Consider the following 17,527-nt stretch of genomic DNA (forward strand, 5'->3'; position numbering starts at 1 on the left):
GTCAGCGGAAGGCAAGGAACACCGTCTCCTCGTTCCCGCCGTCCGCCGACTGCCGGAGCCGGATGTCGAACCGGAGGCGGCCGGGGCCGTCGGGGCGGGCCAGGAGGGTGCGGGCGCGCTCCGCGGGCAGCTGTGCCAGCAGCGGGTCGGCGGCGCGGGTCGCGGTGCGCTCGGCGAAGTAGACGCGGGTGAACAGGTGCTCCAGCAGACCGCGGGCGTGCACGCAGACCGCCAGGTGCGGTGCGGCGTCCGGGCGGGCGGCGGGCGGCAGGGTGCGCACCGCGTAGTGGCCGCCGGCGTCGGTGGGGACCCGGCCGAAGCCGGTGAACACCGCGCCGTCCCGGCCGAGGAGCGCGCCGGTGGCCGGGTCCCGGCGCAGCGAGCCGGGTGCGCCGGCCGCCGGGCCGCCGTCCGGGCCGGCCTGCCAGAACTCCAGCAGGGCGTCCGCCACCGGCGCACCGGCCCCGTCGCGGACCGTTCCGTGCAGGGTGACGGCGTCGGGGTGCCCCTCGGGCGCGATCCGGCCGCCGCCGGGGAAGGGCAGGGCGTGGCCGAAGAAGGGGCCGATGGTCTGCGCGGGCGTCGGGGCGAGCGGCCCGCCGCGGTCGGTGGCGTCCGGCATCAGCGCGTCCCCTCGGTCCAGGTGGCGGACGGGCCGTCCAGGACCACGTCCCAGCGGTAGGCGAGCGGGCCGCCCGGGTGGGACAGCGCGTGGTCGTAGACCGCGATCAGGCGCTGTCGGGCGTCGGGGTCGGCGACCCCGGCCAGCATCTGGTCGTGGGGCAGGAGCGGGTCGCCGGGGAAGTACATCTGGGTGACCAGCCGCTGGGTGAAGGCGGTGCCGAAGAAGGAGAAGTGGAGGTGGGCCGGGCGCCAGGCGCTGTCGTCGGGCAGGGGGTAGGCGCCGGGCCTGATGGTGGTGAAGGCGTAGCGGCCGTGGTCGTCGGTGAGGCAGCGGCCGACGCCGGTGAAGTGGGGGTCCAGGGGCGCGGGGTGGCGGTCCTGGCGGTGCGCGTACCGGCCGGAGGCGTTGGCCTGCCAGATCTCGACGAGTTGGCCGCGGACCGGCCGGCGCGGTCCAGGACCCGCCCGGTGACGGTGAGGCGTTCGCCCTGCGGTTCGCCGGCGTGCTGCCGGGTGAGGTCCGCGTCGAGGTCGTGCACGTCGGCGGGGCCGAAGACCGGGCCGGTCAGCTCCACGGCCTCCGGATCGGTGGCGGTGTCGAGGAGCTGGCGCGGCCGCCGGGGGGAGCGGTCCGGCGCGCCCTGGTAGGGCGTCGGCTCCGGGGTCGGGAGCGGCGGGGCGGGGGATGCCGGTGCGGTCATGGGTGCCCTTTCCCTGCGGTGGACGGGTGCGGACCGGGCGGTGGACACCGCTTTCGCCGAAACGCGGTCCAGCGTGCCGACGAATGCCGCGGCGGTCACCGGGGCGCGCCGGTGCGTACCGGAGCGCCACTCCCGACGGACGCGGCGTCCTGGTGAGCGCCCGTCAGGACGCGTCCGGACCCGGCCGGTCACCGACGCCCTTCCGACCCTCCTGGCGGACCAACTCACCTGCTCACAAAGGGTGTTCGCACAGTGAACTGAAGTTCACGCTCATGGTGCCCCGAGTCTGGCCCCGGCCCCGGGCCGTGTCAACGGTGCGCCGGGTACGGTTCCGGACTACTCCGGACCACCTCGCCGCACCATGGAGAACCCGTTGCCGTCACCCGCCCGCCCCGCTCCGCCCGCCCCGCCGCCGGAGGCGGTGGCGCCGCTGATGCGCGCGCTGGCCGTGCTGCGCGCGCTGACGGCGGCCGGTGGCCGGGCGGCGGTGAGCGATCTGGTGCGGGCCACCGGTCTGCCGCGCGCCACCGTGGACCGCCTGTTGAGCACCCTGGGCCGGCTCGACTACGTCCGCGCCGAGGGCCGCGACGCGGTGCTCGCCCCCGCCCTGCTGGAACTCGGCAACGCCTACCTCGCCGCCACCGGCCTGCCCGACCGGCTCGGCCCCCTGGCCGACCGCCTCGCCGACACCCTCGACGAATCGGTGTCGCTGGCCGTCCCCGACGGCGACGGGCTGCGCTTCGTCCACCAGGCGACGCGTCGGCGCGCGGTGTCGCTGGCGTTCCGCATCGGCGACCTGCTGCCGGCCGAACGCGGGGCGCCGGGCGCGCTGTTCGCGGCGGACTGGGCACCGGCGGACTGGCGGCGCTGGCGGGCGCGGCGGGCCGCCGACCCGGCCGACGCGGGTTTCCCCGCGGTGCCGCCCCGGGGGCCGGCGGACGCCGCGCCGGCCGGCGGCCGGCGGCTCGCGGCGGACTTCACCGCGCGGGTGGCCGCGGCCCGGACCGCCGGCTGGTCGCTCGACGACCAGCTCATCGAACCGGGCCTGATCGCCGTGGCGATGCCGGTCCGGGACCCGGCCGGCCGCACGGTCTGCGCGGTGAGCGTGGTCAGCCACACCAGTCGCCACCCGGCCGCGGCGCTCCCGGACGCGGTCCTGCCCCGGCTTCGCGCGACGGTCCTCGCCATGGAGCGGGCGTTGACCGCGCCGGCCCCCGCCACGGTCGCGGACGACGGCCGCCCGGCCGCCTGGCGGCGCGCCTCGAAGCGGCAACTGGGCCCGGGATTCGTGGAGTCCGTCGCCCGCGGGCTGGCCGTGCTCACCGCGTTCGGCACCGGCCGGGCCGCGCTGACGCTCTCCGCGGTCGCCGAGGCGGCCGGGCTCCCCCGCGCCACCGCCCGGCGCGCCCTGATCACCCTGGAGCACCTCGGCTACACCACGGCCGACGGTGGCCGGTTCCGCCTCGCCCCCAGGGTGCTGGAGCTCGGCTTCGCCCGGCTCTCCGGGCTCACCCTGCCGGACCTGGCCCGGCCCCACCTGACCGCGCTGGCCGAACGCGTCGGGGAGTCGGCGTCGTTGGCGGTGCTGACCGCCGACGGTGCGGACGCCCGGCCGGCCGTGCAGTACGTCATCGGGGTCCTCGCGGCGCGCATCATGCGGGTCACGATCAGCCCGGGCAGCCGCGCCCCGGCACACGCCACCGCCGCGGGCCGGGTCCTGCTGGCGGCCTCGCCGGCCGCCGGGCGCACCGCCCGCCCGGAGCACCGCAGCGCGCCCGGACCGGCCGGGCCCCCGCTCCTCCTCGACCGCGTCCGGGCCGACGGCCACGCCCTGGTGGACGACGAACGGGAGCCGGGCCTGCGGTCCGTGGCGGTCCCGGTGCGCGACGGCGGCGGCCGCGCGGTGGCCGCGCTCGGCGTGTCCACCCACGCGGGCGACCGGTCGCCGGCGGCCACCCGGGCCGCCGTGCTGCCGGCGCTGCGCGAGGCCGCCGCCGCCGTCGAGGCCGACCTGCGGGTGGCCGGGCGCTACCTGCCGGTGGCGCTGCCGTGAGTCGGGCGGCGCCGGCGCGCGTCGACCGCCGCGCGCCCCGGTCGGCGGCGCGGGTACGTCACCGCGGCGGGTCCGTCGGCGCCGTGGGCCCGTCACCGCCGCGCTCGGCCGCGGCCCGGTCCGCCGCGGCGCGGCGCCGTTCGATCTCGGCCCGGGCGGCGGCGGTGGCGACCGACGGCCACACCCGGTCCAGTGCGGCGTTCATGGCGGCGCCGACCAGCACCGCGAAGGCGGAGACGCCGATCCACAGCAGGACCGCGACCGGCGCGGCCAGCGAACCGTAGATGGTGGGGCCCTCCACGGCCGCGGTCAGGTACAGGCGGAGGAGGAAGCTGCCGAGGATCCACATCGCCAGGGCGACCACGGCGCCGGGGATGTCCTCCCGCCAGGGCGAACGGACCGGCACCGAGACGTGGTAGAGGGTGGTGAGGAAGGCGATGGACAGCACCAGCACGACCGGCCAGTACAGCGCCCGGACGACGTCCCCGCTGGCCGGCAGCCAGCCGACCACCACGTCCGGACCGGCCACCATCAGCGGCAGCGCGATCGCACCGACCGCGAGCCCGGCGACGTAGAGCACGAAGGACAGCACGCGGGTCTTGACGATGCCGCGGTGGCCGTCCAGCCCGTACATGATCGTGATGGTGTCCACGAAGACGTTGAGCGCGCGGGAGCCGGACCACAGGGCGATGGCGAAGCCCAGCGAGATGACGTCGGGGCGGTGGCCGGTGAAGACGTCGTTCAGCAGCGGGCGGGCGACCTCGTCGACGCCCCGGTTGGACAGCACGGTGCCGGCGGCGTGCAGGAGGTGGGAGCGGAAGTTCTCCAGCGTGGTGTGGCCGATCCACGGCTCGGTGTAGCCGAGGACGCCGAGCAGGCCCAGGATCAGCGGGGGCAGCGAGAGCAGGCACCAGAACGCGGCCTCGGCGGCCAGCCCGGTGACGCGGTAGCGCATGCAGGTGTCGACGATGTCCTTGAGCAGCAGCCAGGTCAGGCGCCGTTTGGAGACGTTGCGGTACAGCACCCGGGCGCGGGTCAGACGTCCCCGGCGCGGTCCGTGCGGTTCGGTCGGTTCGTTCGGCGGCTGCACCTCCTTACCGTATCGGGCATGGCAGCCACCACTCATACCGTGACGAACCAACCACCGCCGTTGCTCGGCTACGACGTCTTCGCCGCCGACCCGGCGCTCACCGAGGGGGTGGCCCGGTACGTCGCCGGCGACCACCTCGACGAGGTGCGCGAGGAACTGGGGCGGCTGGGGCAAGCGGCCGGTTCGGCCCAGGCGCAGCGCTGGGGCGAACAGGCCAACGCGTACCCGCCGGTGCTGCGCACCCACGACCGCTACGGGCACCGCATCGACGAGGTGGACTTCCACCCCGCCTGGCACCGGCTGCTCGGGCACGCCGTGACGGCCGGGCTGACCGACGCCTGGTCCCGTCCGCACGGGCACCTGCGGCGCACCGCGGGCTTCCTGGTGTGGACCCAGGTGGAGGCCGGACAGGGCTGCCCGCTGTCGATGACCCACGCGGCGGTCCCGGCACTGCGGGCCGAACCCGCGCTGGCCGCGGCGTGGGAGCCGCTGTTGACCTCGCGGGTCTACGAGGCGGAGCTGCGGCCGGCGGCGCGGAAGGCCGGTGCGCTGGCCGGGATGGCGATGACCGAGAAGCAGGGCGGCAGCGACGTGGGGACGAACACCACCCGCGCCGAGCCGCTGGCGGCGGCCGGGGAGTACGTCCTGACGGGCCACAAGTGGTTCTGTTCGGCGCCGATGTCGGACGCGTTCTTGGTGCTGGCGCGGGCGCCGGGCGGGCTGACCTGCTTCCTGCTGCCGCGGGTGCTGCCGGACGGCACCCGCAACGCGTTCCGGATCCAGCGGCTCAAGGACAAGCTGGGCAACCGTTCCAACGCCTCGGCGGAGGTCGAGTTCGACGGCCGCACCTGGGCGCAGCGGGTCGGTGAGGAGGGGCGCGGGGTCGCCATCCTGCTCGACATGGTCGCGGCGACCCGGCTGGACTGCGTCACCGCGTCGGCGGCGCTGATGCGGCAGGCGGCGGCGCAGGCGCTGCACCACACCGCGCACCGGGAGGCGTTCGGGCGCCGGCTGACCGACCAGCCGCTGATGCGCAACGTCCTGGCCGATCTGGCGCTGGAGTCGGAGGCGGCGACCACGCTGGCGCTGCGGCTGGCGGCGGCCTGCGACGGCGGCACCGCGCGGGACCGGGCCTTCCTGCGCCTCGCGGTGCCGGCGGCCAAGTACTGGGTGGCCAAACGGTGTGCGCCGGTGGTGGCGGAGGCGCTGGAATGCCTGGGCGGCAACGGCTACGTGGAGGAGTCGGGGTTGCCGCGGCTGCTGCGCGAGGCCCCGCTGAACTCGATCTGGGAGGGCGCCGGCAACGTCCAGGCGCTCGACGTGCTGCGGGCCCTGCGGCGGGAGCCCGCGGCGCTCGACGCCTACCTGACCGAGATCGGCGCCGCACGGGGCGCGGACCATCGACTGGACCGGGCGATCACGGCCCTGCTGACCGAACTCGCCGACCTGGAGGGCATCGAGGCCCGGGCCCGGCGACTGGCCGAGCGGTTGGCGCTGGTGCTCCAGGGGGCGCTGCTGGTGCGGTACGCGCCGCCGGAGGTCGCCGACGCGTTCTGCGCCGCGCGGCTCGGCGGCGACGCGGGGGCGGCGTTCGGCACGCTGCCGCACACGCTGGACCTGGCGGCGGTGGTGGAGCGGGCGCGGCCGGTGCCGGTGGCGGAGTAGGGCGTGCCGCCGGGCGCGCCCGCCCGGTCCGCGGATGGCGCGGCGGCGGTTCCGCGTCCCCGTCCGGAGCCCTCAACAACCGGGCTCCGGGTGGGGACGGACAGGGGATGAACCACCGCCGCGCCGGGCGGGGAGCGGTGCTGCGCCGACTCGGCACCGATCCCGGTCTTCAGGGCCATCGCGGCGGCTGCGGTGCGGTGCGCCCGCGCAGCGCCGCGTCGATGGCCACGATGATCTCGGCGTCCGGCACGTCCGGCCGGAAACCGATCAGGACGCCGCGCGCCTCGTAGTACCGGATCACGCGGGAGGCGTCACCCGTGCCGTCCTGCTCCGCCTCGCGCAGGTGCACGACGAGGTCGGCGAAGGCCGGTGCGGGCAACGGACCGCCGAAGCGCGCGACCCGGTCGAGGAGTTGCGGCGCACCGTCGATCACGTAGCCCGCGGCGGGCAGCGGCTGACGCCTGATCAGGACGTCGACCGCGGACAGCCGGGGCACGCCGTAGTGTCCGGCCAGGCGGGCGGCCCGGGCGATCCGGCCGCCCTCGCCGGTACCGATCACCACGACACGCGGGACGGCGGCGACCATGGTGAGCCCCCTCCCACACCGTGCCGACGACGCGGGCGGCCGATCGCGTCCCCGGCGGGCACCGGCGGGTTCTCCGTCGGGTGTCCGGCGAAACCTCCGGGTGGGCCCCGCACGCTCCCGGCGCGGGGAGGGACGCCATCGGCCGCTGGTGACCAGATTTCCCCGGAAGCGTCATAGGCCACAACAGTTGCATTCCGTTGCAACAGATCTGGCCAATGGGGCCTCGCGAAACAGCTCCTGACGGCACGATGGGCACGGACCGGACGCAGGGGCAACGGAGAGCAGCGTGAGCGACAGACCGATCGACAGGGCCGGCGAGCGGACCGGCGCCCGGCCGACCGAGAGACCGATCGCCGGCGCCGTCCACGCGGCCCAGGACATCCGGGAGACCGCACGGCGGCTGGCCGGGCTCCACGAGGCGACGTTGGCCGGCGACCACGCGGCGGCGGAGGCACCCCGGGACACGCCCCGCGCGGTGATCGGCGAATCCTGGCGGCGGGTGCTGGACCGCGGCGTGAACCCGGAGCGCGCGAACGACCAACACCCCTTGGGCATGGCCGAGTTGGAGTTCCGACGGCAGAAGTCCCAGCTGGCTTCGGTGCTGCCGGTGCTCAGCGGCGGACTGCTGCCGACCGCCGACGCCGCCCAGCAGATCATGGTGGTCACCGACGCCGAGGGAAGGGTGCTGTGGCGCGACGGCAGCGCCCCGATCCGGCGGATGGCCGACCGGCTCGGCTTCGACAAGGGCGCCGACTGGACGGAGGGGGTGGTCGGCACCAACGCGATCGGCACCGCGCTGGTGGCCCGCAGCCCCGTCCTGGTGCACTCCGCTGAGCACTTCCTGCGCAGCCACCACCAGTGGACGTGCGCCGCGGCACCGCTGCACGACCCGCGCGACGGGCGGCTGCTGGGCACGGTGGACGTCAGCGGGCCGGCGTACTCCTTCCATCCGACGACGCTGGCGCTGGTCTCCGCGGTGGCCCGGCTCGCCGAGGGCGAGCTGCGGACCCGGCACCACGCGTCCCTGGAGCGGCTGCGGTCCAGCGCGGCGCCGATGCTGGCCCGGATCGGCGGGCGGGCGCTGGCCATCGACGCGCACGGCTGGACGGCGGCGGTGACGGGGATGACCCCGCCGGACCGGGTGGCGCTGCCCAAGGAGCCGGAGGCCGGGCCGGTGTGGCTGCCGCGGTACGGGATGTGCACGTTGGAGCCGCTGCCCGGCGGCTGGCTGATCCGGCTCGGCCGGCCGGAGCCGGCGCCGGAGCCGCCCCGGGTGGTGCTGGACCTCGGCGGGCCCGGCGGGCCGGCGGTGACGGTGGCCGGTCCGGCGGGCAGTTGGTCGCACGCGCTGACCCCGCGCCACGCGGAGCTGCTGTTCGTGCTGGCCGCCCATCCGCGCGGGCGCAGCGCCGCCGAACTGGCCCGGGACCTCTTCGGCGACGGCGGGCGCACGGTCACGGTCCGGGCCGAGCTGTCCCGGCTGCGGCGCAACCTCGCGGGGGTGCTGGCCCACCGCCCGTACCGCTTCGCGGACGGGGTGGAGGTGGAGCTCCGCCTGCCGACCCGGGCGGTGGAACTGCTGCCGCACTCCACCGCGCCGACGGTGCTGGCGGCCCGGCGGGCGGGGGCCGGGCACGGTCTGGCGTGAGCGGCCGGGCGTGCCCGCCGGAAATTGCGGTGCGCGGGCGCGCCGCCCGCCGCTACGGTGGGCGCACTCTGACGCAGCTCTCCAGAAGGACGTCGCAGAACGGGAGCAGCCGGTACGCGCATGACGCGCCGGACCAGACGAGTGGGCGACACGACCATCCGCGTTCCCGCATGCCCTGGCATGCCGTTCCTGGAGGATTTCCGTGTCCGTGGGCCTTGGCCTTCCCATTTCCGACCCCACCCGACTCCTGACCTGGGCGCGGCGCGCCGACGCCAGCCCCTTCTCCACCGTCGCCCTGCTCGACCGGCTGGTGTACGCCAACCCCGAGCCCCTGGTCACCCTGGCCGCGCTGGCCGGCGCGACCACCCGGGTGCGCCTGCAGACCGAGGTGCTGCTGGCTCCGCTGCACCGCACCGCGCTGCTGGCCAAGCAGGCCGCCACGCTCGACCTGCTGTCCGGCGGGCGGTTCACACTCGGCATCGGCATCGGCGGGCGCGCCGACGACTACCTGGCCGCGGGGGTGGACCTGCGCACCCGGGGGCGTCGGCTCGACGGGCAGCTGGCCGCGCTGCGGCGCCTGTGGGCCGGCGGGCCGCTGTCCGCGGACGTCGGCCCGGTCGGGCCCGCACCGGCACGGCCGGGCGGGCCGGAGGTGCTGTTCGGCGGGTTCGTGCCGGCCGTGGTGGAACGGGTCGCCCGCTGGGGCGACGGGTTCCTCGGGGCGGCCCTGCCGTCCCACCAGATGGACGGGATGTTCCGTGATGTGGAGGCGGCCTGGGAGCGGGCCGGTCGGGCCGGCCGCCCCCGGCTGCTGGCCCAGGTGAACGTCGCCCTCGGGCCCGCCGCCGTCGTGGACCGCGCCCGCCACGAACTACGCGCGTACTACGGCGCCACCCCGTACACCGACCACGTCGTCGACGGTCTGCTCACCACGCCGGCCGCGCTGCGCGAGGCGGTCGCCGGGTACTTCGCGAGCGGGGCGGACGAGGTGATGCTGTACTGCTGGTCGCCGGACCCGGACCAGGTCGAGCGGCTCGCGGACGCGGTCTTCGCGGCGGACGGCGCGTGGCCGGGCGTGACCGCCTAGGACACACCCAGCCGGCTCCGTCGCCCGCGGCGGTCCGGGCGCGTCCCGGCCCTCGGACCGCCGTACGGCCCGGCGCCCGCCGTGTGATGTGCTGGCGCCATGAGCCACCCCGTCACCATCTGGCACCTCGAACAGACCTCGCGCGCCGCGCTCTCGCCCGGCGCGGAGCCGGCCGCCGAGCAGGACGTCCGGATCGTCCGGTCCGAGGTGCCTTCGCCGGAGTTCAGCCGCTTCCTCTATACGGCGGTCGGCGGGGACGTCCTGTGGACCGACCGGCTGGCGTGGTCGTACGCGCGCTGGGCCGAGCACCTGGCGCAGCCGGGCACCGAGACGTGGGTGGCGTACGCGCACGGGACGCCCGCCGGGTTCATCGAGCTCCAGGGCCAGCCGGACGGAGTGGTGGAGATCGTCTACTTCGGGCTGCTGCCGGCCTTCCGGGGGCGGCGGATCGGCGGGCACCTGCTCGGGTACGGAACGGCGCGCGCCTGGGACCTGGCCGAGCGGTGGCCGGGCCGGCCGGCGACCGCGCGGGTGTGGCTGCACACCTGTAGCGACGACGGTCCGCACGCGCGGGCCAACTACGAGCGGCGCGGCTTCCGGCTGTTCCGCACCGAGGTGACCGAGGAGCCGGAGGTCGAGGCCACCGGCCCGTGGCCGGGCGCCGGGCCGGTGCCGGCCGCCGCAACCCCCTGAGCCGCACCCCCCTTCGGCCCCGCAGGGGGCGCGGCCGCCCGCGCCCCCGAAACCCCTCCGCAACGTGACGGGCGCCACACCGTCTCGCGATACGGGACAAGCATGTCCATATTTTGGATGACGGTGGACTGTCCGGAGAGCCCCGTGCCACGCTTCCGTCATGTCTCGAGCTGGAATTGCCTTGGTGAGTCGGCGGCACGTCGACCTCGGCCGCATGTCCAGCGCCATTTGTCGGGCGGGCTGACGCTGCACGGGCCGGTCCGCACCCACGGATCCGGACAGCACCTCAGCACCACCACGTCGCACCCGTCGTCCCCATCGTCGCGGACGCGTTGAACCCCCGACCCCGCATGCCACCGCCGACGCGCGCACGCGCGCCGCGCTTCGGTGTGTCCACGCAGGTCAGCGAGGGTTCACCGGACCCGTCCGCACTCCCTTTGAGCCGCCCAGAAGGACGTAACCCATGGCCGCCACCCCGGAACCGCCCACCGCCACGACCCGCCGCAAGGCCGGCCGCCACCGCGGCGAGGGTCAGTGGGCCGTTGGTCACTTCACGCCCCTCAACGGCAACGAGCAGTTCAAGAAGGACGACGACGGTCTCAATGTGCGGACACGCATTGAGACGATCTACTCCAAGGCCGGTTTCGACTCCATCGACCCCAACGACCTGCGTGGCCGGATGCGTTGGTGGGGCCTGTACACCCAGCGCAAGCCCGGGATCGACGGCGGCAAGACCGCGGTGCTGGAGCCCGAGGAGCTCGACGACAAGTACTTCATGCTGCGGGTCCGCATCGACGGCGGTCGGCTCACCGTCGCCCAACTGCGCGCCATCGGCGAGGTCTCGGAGCAGTACGCCCGCGGCACCGCGGACATCACCGACCGGCAGAACGTCCAGCTGCACTGGGTGCGCATCGAGGACGTGCCCGCCATCTGGGAGGAGCTGGAGGCCGTGGGGCTGTCCACGACCGAGGCGTGCGGCGACTGCCCGCGCGTGATCATCGGTTCGCCGGTGGCCGGCATCGCGGCGGACGAGATCATCGACGGCACCCCTGCCGTGGACGAGATCCACGAGCGCTACATCGGCAGCAAGGAGTTCTCCAACCTGCCGCGCAAGTTCAAGACCGCGATCTCCGGCTCGCCGGTCCAGGACGTGGTGCACGAGATCAACGACGTGGCCTTCGTCGGCGTCGTCCACCCCGAGCACGGCCCGGGCTTCGACCTGTGGGTCGGCGGTGGCCTGTCCACCAACCCCAAGCTCGCGCAGCGCCTGGGCACCTGGGTGCCGCTGGACGAGGTCGCCGACGTCTGGGCCGGCGTGGTCGGCATCTTCCGGGACTACGGCTACCGCCGGCTGCGCACCCGCGCCCGGTTGAAGTTCCTGATGGCCGACTGGGGCCCGGAGAAGTTCCGCCAGGTGCTTGAGGACGAGTACCTCCAGCGCAAGCTGGTCGACGGCCCGGCGCCCGAGCAGCCCGCGCACAGGTGGCGCGACCACGTCGGCGTGCACCGGCAGCAGGACGGCCGGTTCTACGTGGGCTTCGCCCCGCGCGTCGGCCGGGTCGACGGCGCCACCCTCACCAAGGTCGCCGAACTCGCCGCCGCACACGGCTCGGACCGGCTGCGCACCACCGTCGAGCAGAAGATGATCATCCTCGACGTGACCGAGGACCGGATCGACTCGCTGGTCGCCGGGCTGGAGGCGCTGGACTTCCAGGTCAACCCGTCGCCCTTCCGGCGCGGCACGATGGCCTGCACCGGCATCGAGTTCTGCAAGCTCGCCATCGTCGAGACCAAGGGGCGCGGCTCCGCGCTGATCGACGAACTGGAGCGCCGGATGCCGGACTTCCAGGAGCCGATCACCATCAACCTCAACGGCTGCCCCAACGCCTGCGCCCGTATCCAGGTCGCGGACATCGGCCTCAAGGGCCAGCTGGTGCTGGACGACGACGGCAACCAGGTCGAGGGCTACCAGGTGCACCTGGGCGGCGCGCTGGGCCTGGAGCCGGGCTTCGGCCGCAAGGTCCGCGGGCTGAAGGTGACCTCCGAGGAGCTGCCCGACTACGTCGAGCGGGTGCTGCGCAACTTCGAGGCGCAGCGCGAGGAGGGCGAGCGGTTCGCCACCTGGGCGGCGCGCGCCGAAGAGGGTGCCCTGAAGTGACCCCGCGACGCACCGAGACCGAACGGGAGGAACCGTGAGCGAACGCGCCGCGCCGTTCTACTGCCCGTACTGCGGGGACGAGGACCTGCACCCCTCCGAGGAGGGCCACGGCTCGTGGGAGTGCCGGGCGTGCAGCCGGGCCTTCCGGCTGAAGTTCCTGGGGCTGCTGTCCCCGGGAGCCGCCGGGTCCGCTCCCTCTCCTTCCCCTTCCGCAGTTCCTTCCGCTTCTGACGGAGGTACGCCGTGACCACCAGCACCGACCTTCAGCAGCTCGCCGAGCAGGCGGGCCGCGACCTGGAGGACGCGCCCGCCCTGGAGATCCTCCGGTGGGCCGCCGACGCCTTCGGGCCGCGCTTCTGCGTCACCTCCTCCATGGAGGACGCGGTCGTCGCGCACCTGGCCTCGCGGGCCTTCCCCGGCGTGGACGTGGTCTTCCTGGACACCGGCTACCACTTCCCGGAGACCCTCGGGACCCGGGACGCGGTGGCCGCGGTGATGGACGTCAACGTCATCACGCTGACGCCCCGCCAGACCGTGGCCGAGCAGGACGCCGAGTACGGCCCGCAGCTGCACGACCGCGATCCCGACCTGTGCTGCGCGCTGCGCAAGGTCAAGCCGCTCGAAACGGGCCTGGCCGGCTACGACGCGTGGGCGACCGGGCTGCGCCGGGACGAGTCGCCGACCCGGGCGAACACCCCGGTGGTCGGCTGGGACGCCAAGCGGCAGAAGGTGAAGGTCTCGCCGATCGCCCGCTGGACGCAGGACGACGTGGACGCCTACGTCGCCGAGCACGGGGTGCTCACCAACCCGCTGCTGATGGACGGCTACGCCTCCGTCGGCTGCGCCCCCTGCACCCGTCGGGTGCAGGCCGGCGAGGACGCGCGGGCCGGCCGCTGGGCCGGCAGCAACAAGACCGAGTGCGGACTGCACTGATGGCGGAGTTTTTGGAGACACAGATGACGGGCGCCACGATCTGGCTGACCGGTCTGCCGAGCGCGGGCAAGACGACCATCGCGCACCAGCTGGCCGAGCGGCTGCGCGGCGAGGGACACCGCGTCGAGGTGCTCGACGGCGACGAGATCCGCGAGTTCCTCTCCGCGGGCCTCGGCTTCAGCCGCGAGGACCGGCACACCAACGTCCAACGGATCGGCTTCGTCGCCGAACTGCTGGCGAGCAACGGCGTGAAGGCCCTGGTCCCGGTGATCGCCCCCTACGCGGACAGCCGCGAGGCGGTGCGCAAGCGTCACCAGGGCGAGGGCACGCCGTACCTGGAGGTGCACGTCGCCACCCCGGTCGAGGTCTGCTCCGAGCGCGACGTGAAGGGCCTGTACGCCCGGCAGGCGGCCGGCGAGATCTCCGGGCTGACCGGCGTGGACGACCCCTACGAGGAGCCCGCGGCACCGGACCTGCGGATCGAGTCGCACACCCAGACCGTGCAGGAGTCCGCGGCGGCGCTGCACGCGCTGCTCGTCGAAAGGGGTCTGGCGTGAGCGACACACACGCGGGCACCGCCCCGCGGCCAGCCGTGATACCCGCACCTCCGCGCCTCGTGGGCGGAGAAGCGAACGAAGGGGATACCGCGTGACCACCGTTGCTGCGCTTTCCGAGGAACTGGACAACCCCTACGCGCTGTCGCACCTGGACGCCCTGGAGTCCGAGGCGGTGCACATCTTCCGCGAGGTGGCGGGCGAGTTCGAGCGGCCCGTGATCCTCTTCTCCGGCGGCAAGGACTCCATCGTCATGCTGCACCTGGCGCTGAAGGCGTTCGCGCCGGCGCCGGTGCCGTTCGCCCTGCTGCACGTCGACACCGGGCACAACTTCCCCGAGGTCCTCGACTACCGCGACCGCGCCGTGGCGCGGCACGGCCTGCGGCTGCACGTCGCCTCGGTGCAGGACTTCATCGACCGCGGCGAACTGCGCGAGCGCCCGGACGGCACCCGCAACCCGCTGCAGACCGTGCCGCTGCTGGACGCCATCGACAAGAACCGCTTCGACGCGGTCTTCGGCGGCGGCCGCCGGGACGAGGAGAAGGCACGCGCCAAGGAGCGGGTGTTCTCGCTGCGCGACGAGTTCGGCGGCTGGGACCCGCGCCGGCAGCGGCCCGAGCTGTGGCAGCTCTACAACGGCCGGCACTCGCCGGGCGAGCACGTCCGGGTCTTCCCGCTCTCCAACTGGACCGAGCTGGACGTCTGGCAGTACATCGCCCGCGAGAAGATCGAACTGCCCGCCATCTACTACGCCCACGAGCGGGAGGTCTTCGCCCGCAGCGGCATGTGGCTGGCGCCCGGTGGCTGGGGCGGCCCGAAGGACGACGAGAAGCTGGAGATCCGGCAGGTGCGCTACCGCACCGTCGGCGACATGTCCTGCACCGGCGCCGTCGAATCGGACGCGGACACCATCGAGGCCGTCATCGCGGAGATCGCCGCGTCCCGGCTCACCGAGCGGGGCGCGACCCGGGCCGACGACAAGATGTCCGAGGCCGCCATGGAGGACCGCAAGCGCGAGGGGTACTTCTAGCCATGAGCACCACCAACACCGCCCGCTCGGACCTGACGGTGGACGCGGGCGCCACCTCGCTGCTGCGCTTCGCCACCGCCGGTTCCGTGGACGACGGCAAGTCGACGCTGGTCGGCCGGCTGCTGCACGACTCCAAGTCGGTCCTCGCCGACCAGTTGGAGGCCGTGGAACACGCGTCCCGCAACCGCGGGCAGGAGGCGCCGGACCTGGCGCTGCTGACCGACGGACTGCGCGCCGAGCGCGAGCAGGGCATCACCATCGACGTGGCCTACCGCTACTTCGCCACCCCGCGCCGCCGCTTCATCCTGGCCGACACCCCCGGGCACGTGCAGTACACCCGGAACATGGTGACCGGGGCGTCCACCGCCGAACTGGCCGTCGTCCTCGTCGACGCGCGCAACGGCGTGGTCGAGCAGACCCGCCGGCACGCCGCGGTCGCCGCCCTGCTGCGGGTCCCGCACGTCGTGCTGGCCGTCAACAAGATGGACCTGGTCGACTACCAGGAGCCCGTCTTCGCGGCCATCGCCGAGGAGTTCACCGCCTACGCGGGCTCGCTGGGCGTACCGGAGATCACCGCCATCCCGATCTCGGCGCTGGCCGGCGACAACGTCGTGACGCCGTCGTCCACCATGGACTGGTACGGCGGCCCGACGGTGCTGGAGCACCTGGAGACCGTCCCGGTGGTCGCCGACCCGTCGGACGACCCGGCCCGCTTCCCGGTCCAGTACGTCATCCGCCCGCAGACCGCCGAGCACCCCGACTACCGCGGCTACGCGGGCCAGATCGCCTCCGGTGTGCTGCGCGTCGGCGACGCCGTCACCGTGCTGCCGTCCGGTCGGACCAGCACCGTCGAGGGCATCGACGCGCTCGGCCGGAGCGTGGACGTCGCCTGGGCGCCGCAGTCGGTGACCCTGCGCCTCGCCGACGACCTGGACGTCTCCCGGGGCGACCTGATCGCCCCGACCGCGGCGGCGCCGTCGGTCACCCAGGACGTCGAGGCCACCGTCTGCCACGTCGCCGACCGGCCGCTGACCGTGGGACAGCGGGTGCTGCTCAAGCACACCACCCGCACGGTCAAGGCGATCGTCAAGGAGATCCCGTCCCGGCTGACGCTGGACGACCTCTCCCAGCACCCGGCCCCGGGCGAACTGGCCGCCAACGACATCGGCCGGATCGTGGTGCGCACCGCCGCGCCGCTGGCGCTGGACGCCTACGCGGAGTCCCGGCGGACCGGCTCCTTCCTGCTGATCGACCCGGCGGACGGCACCACGCTGACCGCGGGCATGGCGGGCACCGCGTTCGCGGAGGCGACCGCGGACCCCGCGCCGCAGGGCGCGGCGGACGACGAGGGGTGGGACTTCTGATCATGCTCAAGGACATGTTCTCGACCTTTGCGAAGGAAGGCGGGCGCGTCGGCAGCGGCGCCCTCGGGAGCGGCCAGGGCGGAGTCGGCCGATGTGTGCGCTGACGATGCGTGACTCCGTGCCCCCCACAACCTCCTTCCGAAGATCCACCATTTCGCCGGGCGCGCCGTAGCGAGGCGCGTACTGCCCCGGCCCTCCGAGAGGACCACCTCCCGTGTCTGCCGTTCGTCATCGCCTCCTGGCGGCCGCCGCCACCGTCCCGTTGCTGACCGTCGCGCTGGGGGCCTGCGGTTACGGCTCCGAGGCCCCGAAGGACACCGCGGCCTCCGTCGCCCCGAAGGGGCCGAAGGTCGACGGGCTCGATCAGGTCAGGATCGGGTTCTTCGGCAACACCACCCACGCCACGCCGCTGATCGGCCTGCAGACGGGCCAGTTCCAGAAGGAGCTGGGCGGCACCGCGGTGAAGTCCTCGGTCTTCAACGCCGGCCCCGCCGAGATCGAGGCGCTCAACTCGAACGCCATCGACATCGGCTGGATCGGCCCCTCCCCCGCGATCAACGGCTACGTGAAGTCGCACGGCAAGAGCCTGAAGATCATTGCCGGTTCGGCGTCCGGCGGGGTCTCGCTGATCGTCAACCCCAAGAAGATCAAGAGCCTGGACGACCTCAAGGGCAAGACGATCGCCACCCCGCAGCTGGGCAACACCCAGGACGTCGCCCTGCTGAACTTCCTCGCGCAGAAGGGCTACTCGGTCGACGCCACCAGCGGCAAGGGTGACGTCACCGTCCAGCGCGTCGACAACAAGGTGACGCCCACTGCCTTCCAGCAGGGCAGCATCGACGGCGCCTGGGTCCCCGAGCCCACCGCGTCCAAGCTGGTCGCCCAGGGCGGCAAGTCGCTGCTGGACGAGAAGAAGCTGTGGAAGGACGGCAAGTTCGTCATCACCAACATGATCGTCTCGCAGCGGTTCCTCAAGGAGCACCCGAAGGCGGTCGAGGCGGTGCTGCGCGCGTCGGTGAAGACCAACGCCTGGATCCGCTCGCACCCCGCCGAGGCGGTCAAGGCGCTCAACGAGAAGCTCGCGGACCCGACGATCACCGGTAAGGCACTGCCGGACGACGTCATCGACCCGGCCTTCAAGAACGTGGACGTCACCGACGACCCGCTGGCCGCCACCCTCCAGGAGGAGGCGGACCACGCCGTCAAGGCAGGGCTGCTGAAGAAGCCCGACCTCAAGGGCATCTACGACCTCACCCTGCTGAACAAGGTGCTCAAGTCCGAGGGCAAGCCGCCGGTCGACGACGCCGGCCTCGGCGGCAACTGACCCCGGCTCCCCGAACC

16 protein-coding genes and 1 pseudogene are annotated in these 17,527 nt (G+C 74.3%); 13 read left to right on the top strand and 4 right to left on the bottom strand.

What is annotated here, in order from left to right:
* Position 1 precedes the first annotated feature (1 nt).
* Both pcaG and ACLJT4_RS22220 read right to left on the bottom strand, forming a co-directional pair.
* Positions 2-622 carry a protocatechuate 3,4-dioxygenase subunit alpha gene (pcaG, locus tag ACLJT4_RS22215; RefSeq protein ID WP_411124426.1) on the bottom strand — a complete coding sequence of 207 codons (621 nt, stop codon included), beginning with the start codon at positions 620-622 and terminating at the stop codon, positions 2-4.
* A pseudogene (locus tag ACLJT4_RS22220) lies at positions 622-1,325 on the bottom strand (protocatechuate 3,4-dioxygenase subunit beta). The gene pcaG and the pseudogene ACLJT4_RS22220 overlap by 1 nt, the downstream one beginning before the upstream one ends.
* Before the next feature lie 361 nt (positions 1,326-1,686).
* Between ACLJT4_RS22220 and ACLJT4_RS22225 the strand changes: the two are divergent.
* Positions 1,687-3,378: an IclR family transcriptional regulator C-terminal domain-containing protein gene (locus tag ACLJT4_RS22225; protein ID WP_411124428.1), complete on the top strand. Its 1,692-nt coding sequence runs from the start codon at positions 1,687-1,689 to the stop codon at positions 3,376-3,378.
* Between the two features lie 58 nt (positions 3,379-3,436).
* Here ACLJT4_RS22225 and ACLJT4_RS22230 read toward each other — a convergent pair whose 3' ends face one another.
* Positions 3,437-4,468, bottom strand: coding sequence for a YihY/virulence factor BrkB family protein (locus ACLJT4_RS22230; RefSeq protein WP_411124430.1), 1,032 nt, complete (start codon positions 4,466-4,468; stop codon positions 3,437-3,439).
* 18 nt (positions 4,469-4,486) lie between these two features.
* On the opposite strand from ACLJT4_RS22230, the gene ACLJT4_RS22235 reads away from it, so the two are divergent.
* Positions 4,487-6,133, top strand: a complete 1,647-nt coding sequence (locus ACLJT4_RS22235) for an acyl-CoA dehydrogenase family protein (protein ID WP_411124432.1) — start codon at positions 4,487-4,489, stop codon at positions 6,131-6,133.
* 169 nt (positions 6,134-6,302) lie between these two features.
* Here ACLJT4_RS22235 and ACLJT4_RS22240 read toward each other — a convergent pair whose 3' ends face one another.
* On the bottom strand, positions 6,303-6,719 hold the full coding sequence (locus ACLJT4_RS22240) for a hypothetical protein (RefSeq protein ID WP_411124434.1): 417 nt from the start codon (positions 6,717-6,719) through the stop codon (positions 6,303-6,305).
* Between the two features lie 286 nt (positions 6,720-7,005).
* Here ACLJT4_RS22240 and ACLJT4_RS22245 point away from each other — a divergent pair, with 286 nt between their 5' ends.
* The 11 genes from ACLJT4_RS22245 to ACLJT4_RS22295 all read left to right on the top strand — a co-directional run bounded on the left by ACLJT4_RS22245 (position 7,006) and on the right by ACLJT4_RS22295 (position 17,510).
* Complete coding sequence (locus ACLJT4_RS22245; RefSeq protein WP_411124436.1) at positions 7,006-8,367, top strand: GAF domain-containing protein; 1,362 nt, start codon at positions 7,006-7,008, stop codon at positions 8,365-8,367.
* Positions 8,368-8,569: 202 nt separating this feature from the next.
* Entirely contained in the window at positions 8,570-9,454 is an 885-nt protein-coding gene (locus ACLJT4_RS22250) for an LLM class flavin-dependent oxidoreductase (protein WP_411124438.1), read from the top strand.
* A gap of 99 nt (positions 9,455-9,553) precedes the next feature.
* Positions 9,554-10,147 carry a GNAT family N-acetyltransferase gene (locus ACLJT4_RS22255; protein WP_411124440.1) on the top strand — a complete coding sequence of 198 codons (594 nt, stop codon included), beginning with the start codon at positions 9,554-9,556 and terminating at the stop codon, positions 10,145-10,147.
* A gap of 160 nt (positions 10,148-10,307) precedes the next feature.
* A complete protein-coding gene (locus ACLJT4_RS22260; protein WP_350257049.1) occupies positions 10,308-10,391 on the top strand; it encodes a putative leader peptide in 84 nt (27 codons plus the stop codon).
* Between the two features lie 219 nt (positions 10,392-10,610).
* Positions 10,611-12,305: a nitrite/sulfite reductase gene (locus ACLJT4_RS22265; RefSeq protein ID WP_411124442.1), complete on the top strand. Its 1,695-nt coding sequence runs from the start codon at positions 10,611-10,613 to the stop codon at positions 12,303-12,305.
* A gap of 34 nt (positions 12,306-12,339) precedes the next feature.
* Complete coding sequence (locus tag ACLJT4_RS22270; RefSeq protein ID WP_411124444.1) at positions 12,340-12,552, top strand: hypothetical protein; 213 nt, start codon at positions 12,340-12,342, stop codon at positions 12,550-12,552.
* The gene (locus ACLJT4_RS22275) at positions 12,549-13,238 is read left to right on the top strand and encodes a phosphoadenylyl-sulfate reductase (protein ID WP_016574322.1); all 690 of its coding nucleotides are present in this window, start codon (positions 12,549-12,551) and stop codon (positions 13,236-13,238) included. Before ACLJT4_RS22270 ends, ACLJT4_RS22275 begins: the two co-directional genes overlap by 4 nt.
* Before the next feature lie 23 nt (positions 13,239-13,261).
* Positions 13,262-13,795: an adenylyl-sulfate kinase gene (gene cysC / locus ACLJT4_RS22280; protein WP_275462451.1), complete on the top strand. Its 534-nt coding sequence runs from the start codon at positions 13,262-13,264 to the stop codon at positions 13,793-13,795.
* Between the two features lie 91 nt (positions 13,796-13,886).
* Entirely contained in the window at positions 13,887-14,822 is a 936-nt protein-coding gene (cysD, locus tag ACLJT4_RS22285; RefSeq protein WP_411124447.1) for a sulfate adenylyltransferase subunit CysD, read from the top strand.
* A 2-nt stretch (positions 14,823-14,824) separates the two neighbouring features.
* Entirely contained in the window at positions 14,825-16,186 is a 1,362-nt protein-coding gene (locus ACLJT4_RS22290; protein WP_411124449.1) for a sulfate adenylyltransferase subunit 1, read from the top strand.
* A 214-nt stretch (positions 16,187-16,400) separates the two neighbouring features.
* A complete protein-coding gene (locus ACLJT4_RS22295) occupies positions 16,401-17,510 on the top strand; it encodes an aliphatic sulfonate ABC transporter substrate-binding protein (RefSeq protein WP_038522717.1) in 1,110 nt (369 codons plus the stop codon).
* The last annotated feature ends 17 nt before the right edge of the window (positions 17,511-17,527 follow it).

It is taken from the genome of Streptomyces sp. x-19 (genome assembly GCF_046549115.1).
In the GTDB taxonomy this organism is placed as follows: domain Bacteria; phylum Actinomycetota; class Actinomycetes; order Streptomycetales; family Streptomycetaceae; genus Streptomyces; species Streptomyces albulus_C.

What these genes read in the sequence shown, in the direction of transcription:
- pcaG (WP_411124426.1), bottom strand. Translation starts at nt 622, where the DNA reads ATGCCGGACGCCACCGACCGCGGCGGGCCGCTCGCCCCGACGCCCGCG.
- ACLJT4_RS22240 (WP_411124434.1), bottom strand. Translation starts at nt 6,719, where the DNA reads ATGGTCGCCGCCGTCCCGCGTGTCGTGGTGATCGGTACCGGCGAGGGC.
- ACLJT4_RS22225 (WP_411124428.1), top strand. Translation starts at nt 1,687, where the DNA reads ATGGAGAACCCGTTGCCGTCACCCGCCCGCCCCGCTCCGCCCGCCCCG.
- ACLJT4_RS22265 (WP_411124442.1), top strand. Translation starts at nt 10,611, where the DNA reads ATGGCCGCCACCCCGGAACCGCCCACCGCCACGACCCGCCGCAAGGCC.
- cysC (WP_275462451.1), top strand. Translation starts at nt 13,262, where the DNA reads ATGACGGGCGCCACGATCTGGCTGACCGGTCTGCCGAGCGCGGGCAAG.
- ACLJT4_RS22260 (WP_350257049.1), top strand. Translation starts at nt 10,308, where the DNA reads ATGTCTCGAGCTGGAATTGCCTTGGTGAGTCGGCGGCACGTCGACCTC.
- ACLJT4_RS22255 (WP_411124440.1), top strand. Translation starts at nt 9,554, where the DNA reads ATGAGCCACCCCGTCACCATCTGGCACCTCGAACAGACCTCGCGCGCC.
- ACLJT4_RS22235 (WP_411124432.1), top strand. Translation starts at nt 4,487, where the DNA reads ATGGCAGCCACCACTCATACCGTGACGAACCAACCACCGCCGTTGCTC.
- ACLJT4_RS22290 (WP_411124449.1), top strand. Translation starts at nt 14,825, where the DNA reads ATGAGCACCACCAACACCGCCCGCTCGGACCTGACGGTGGACGCGGGC.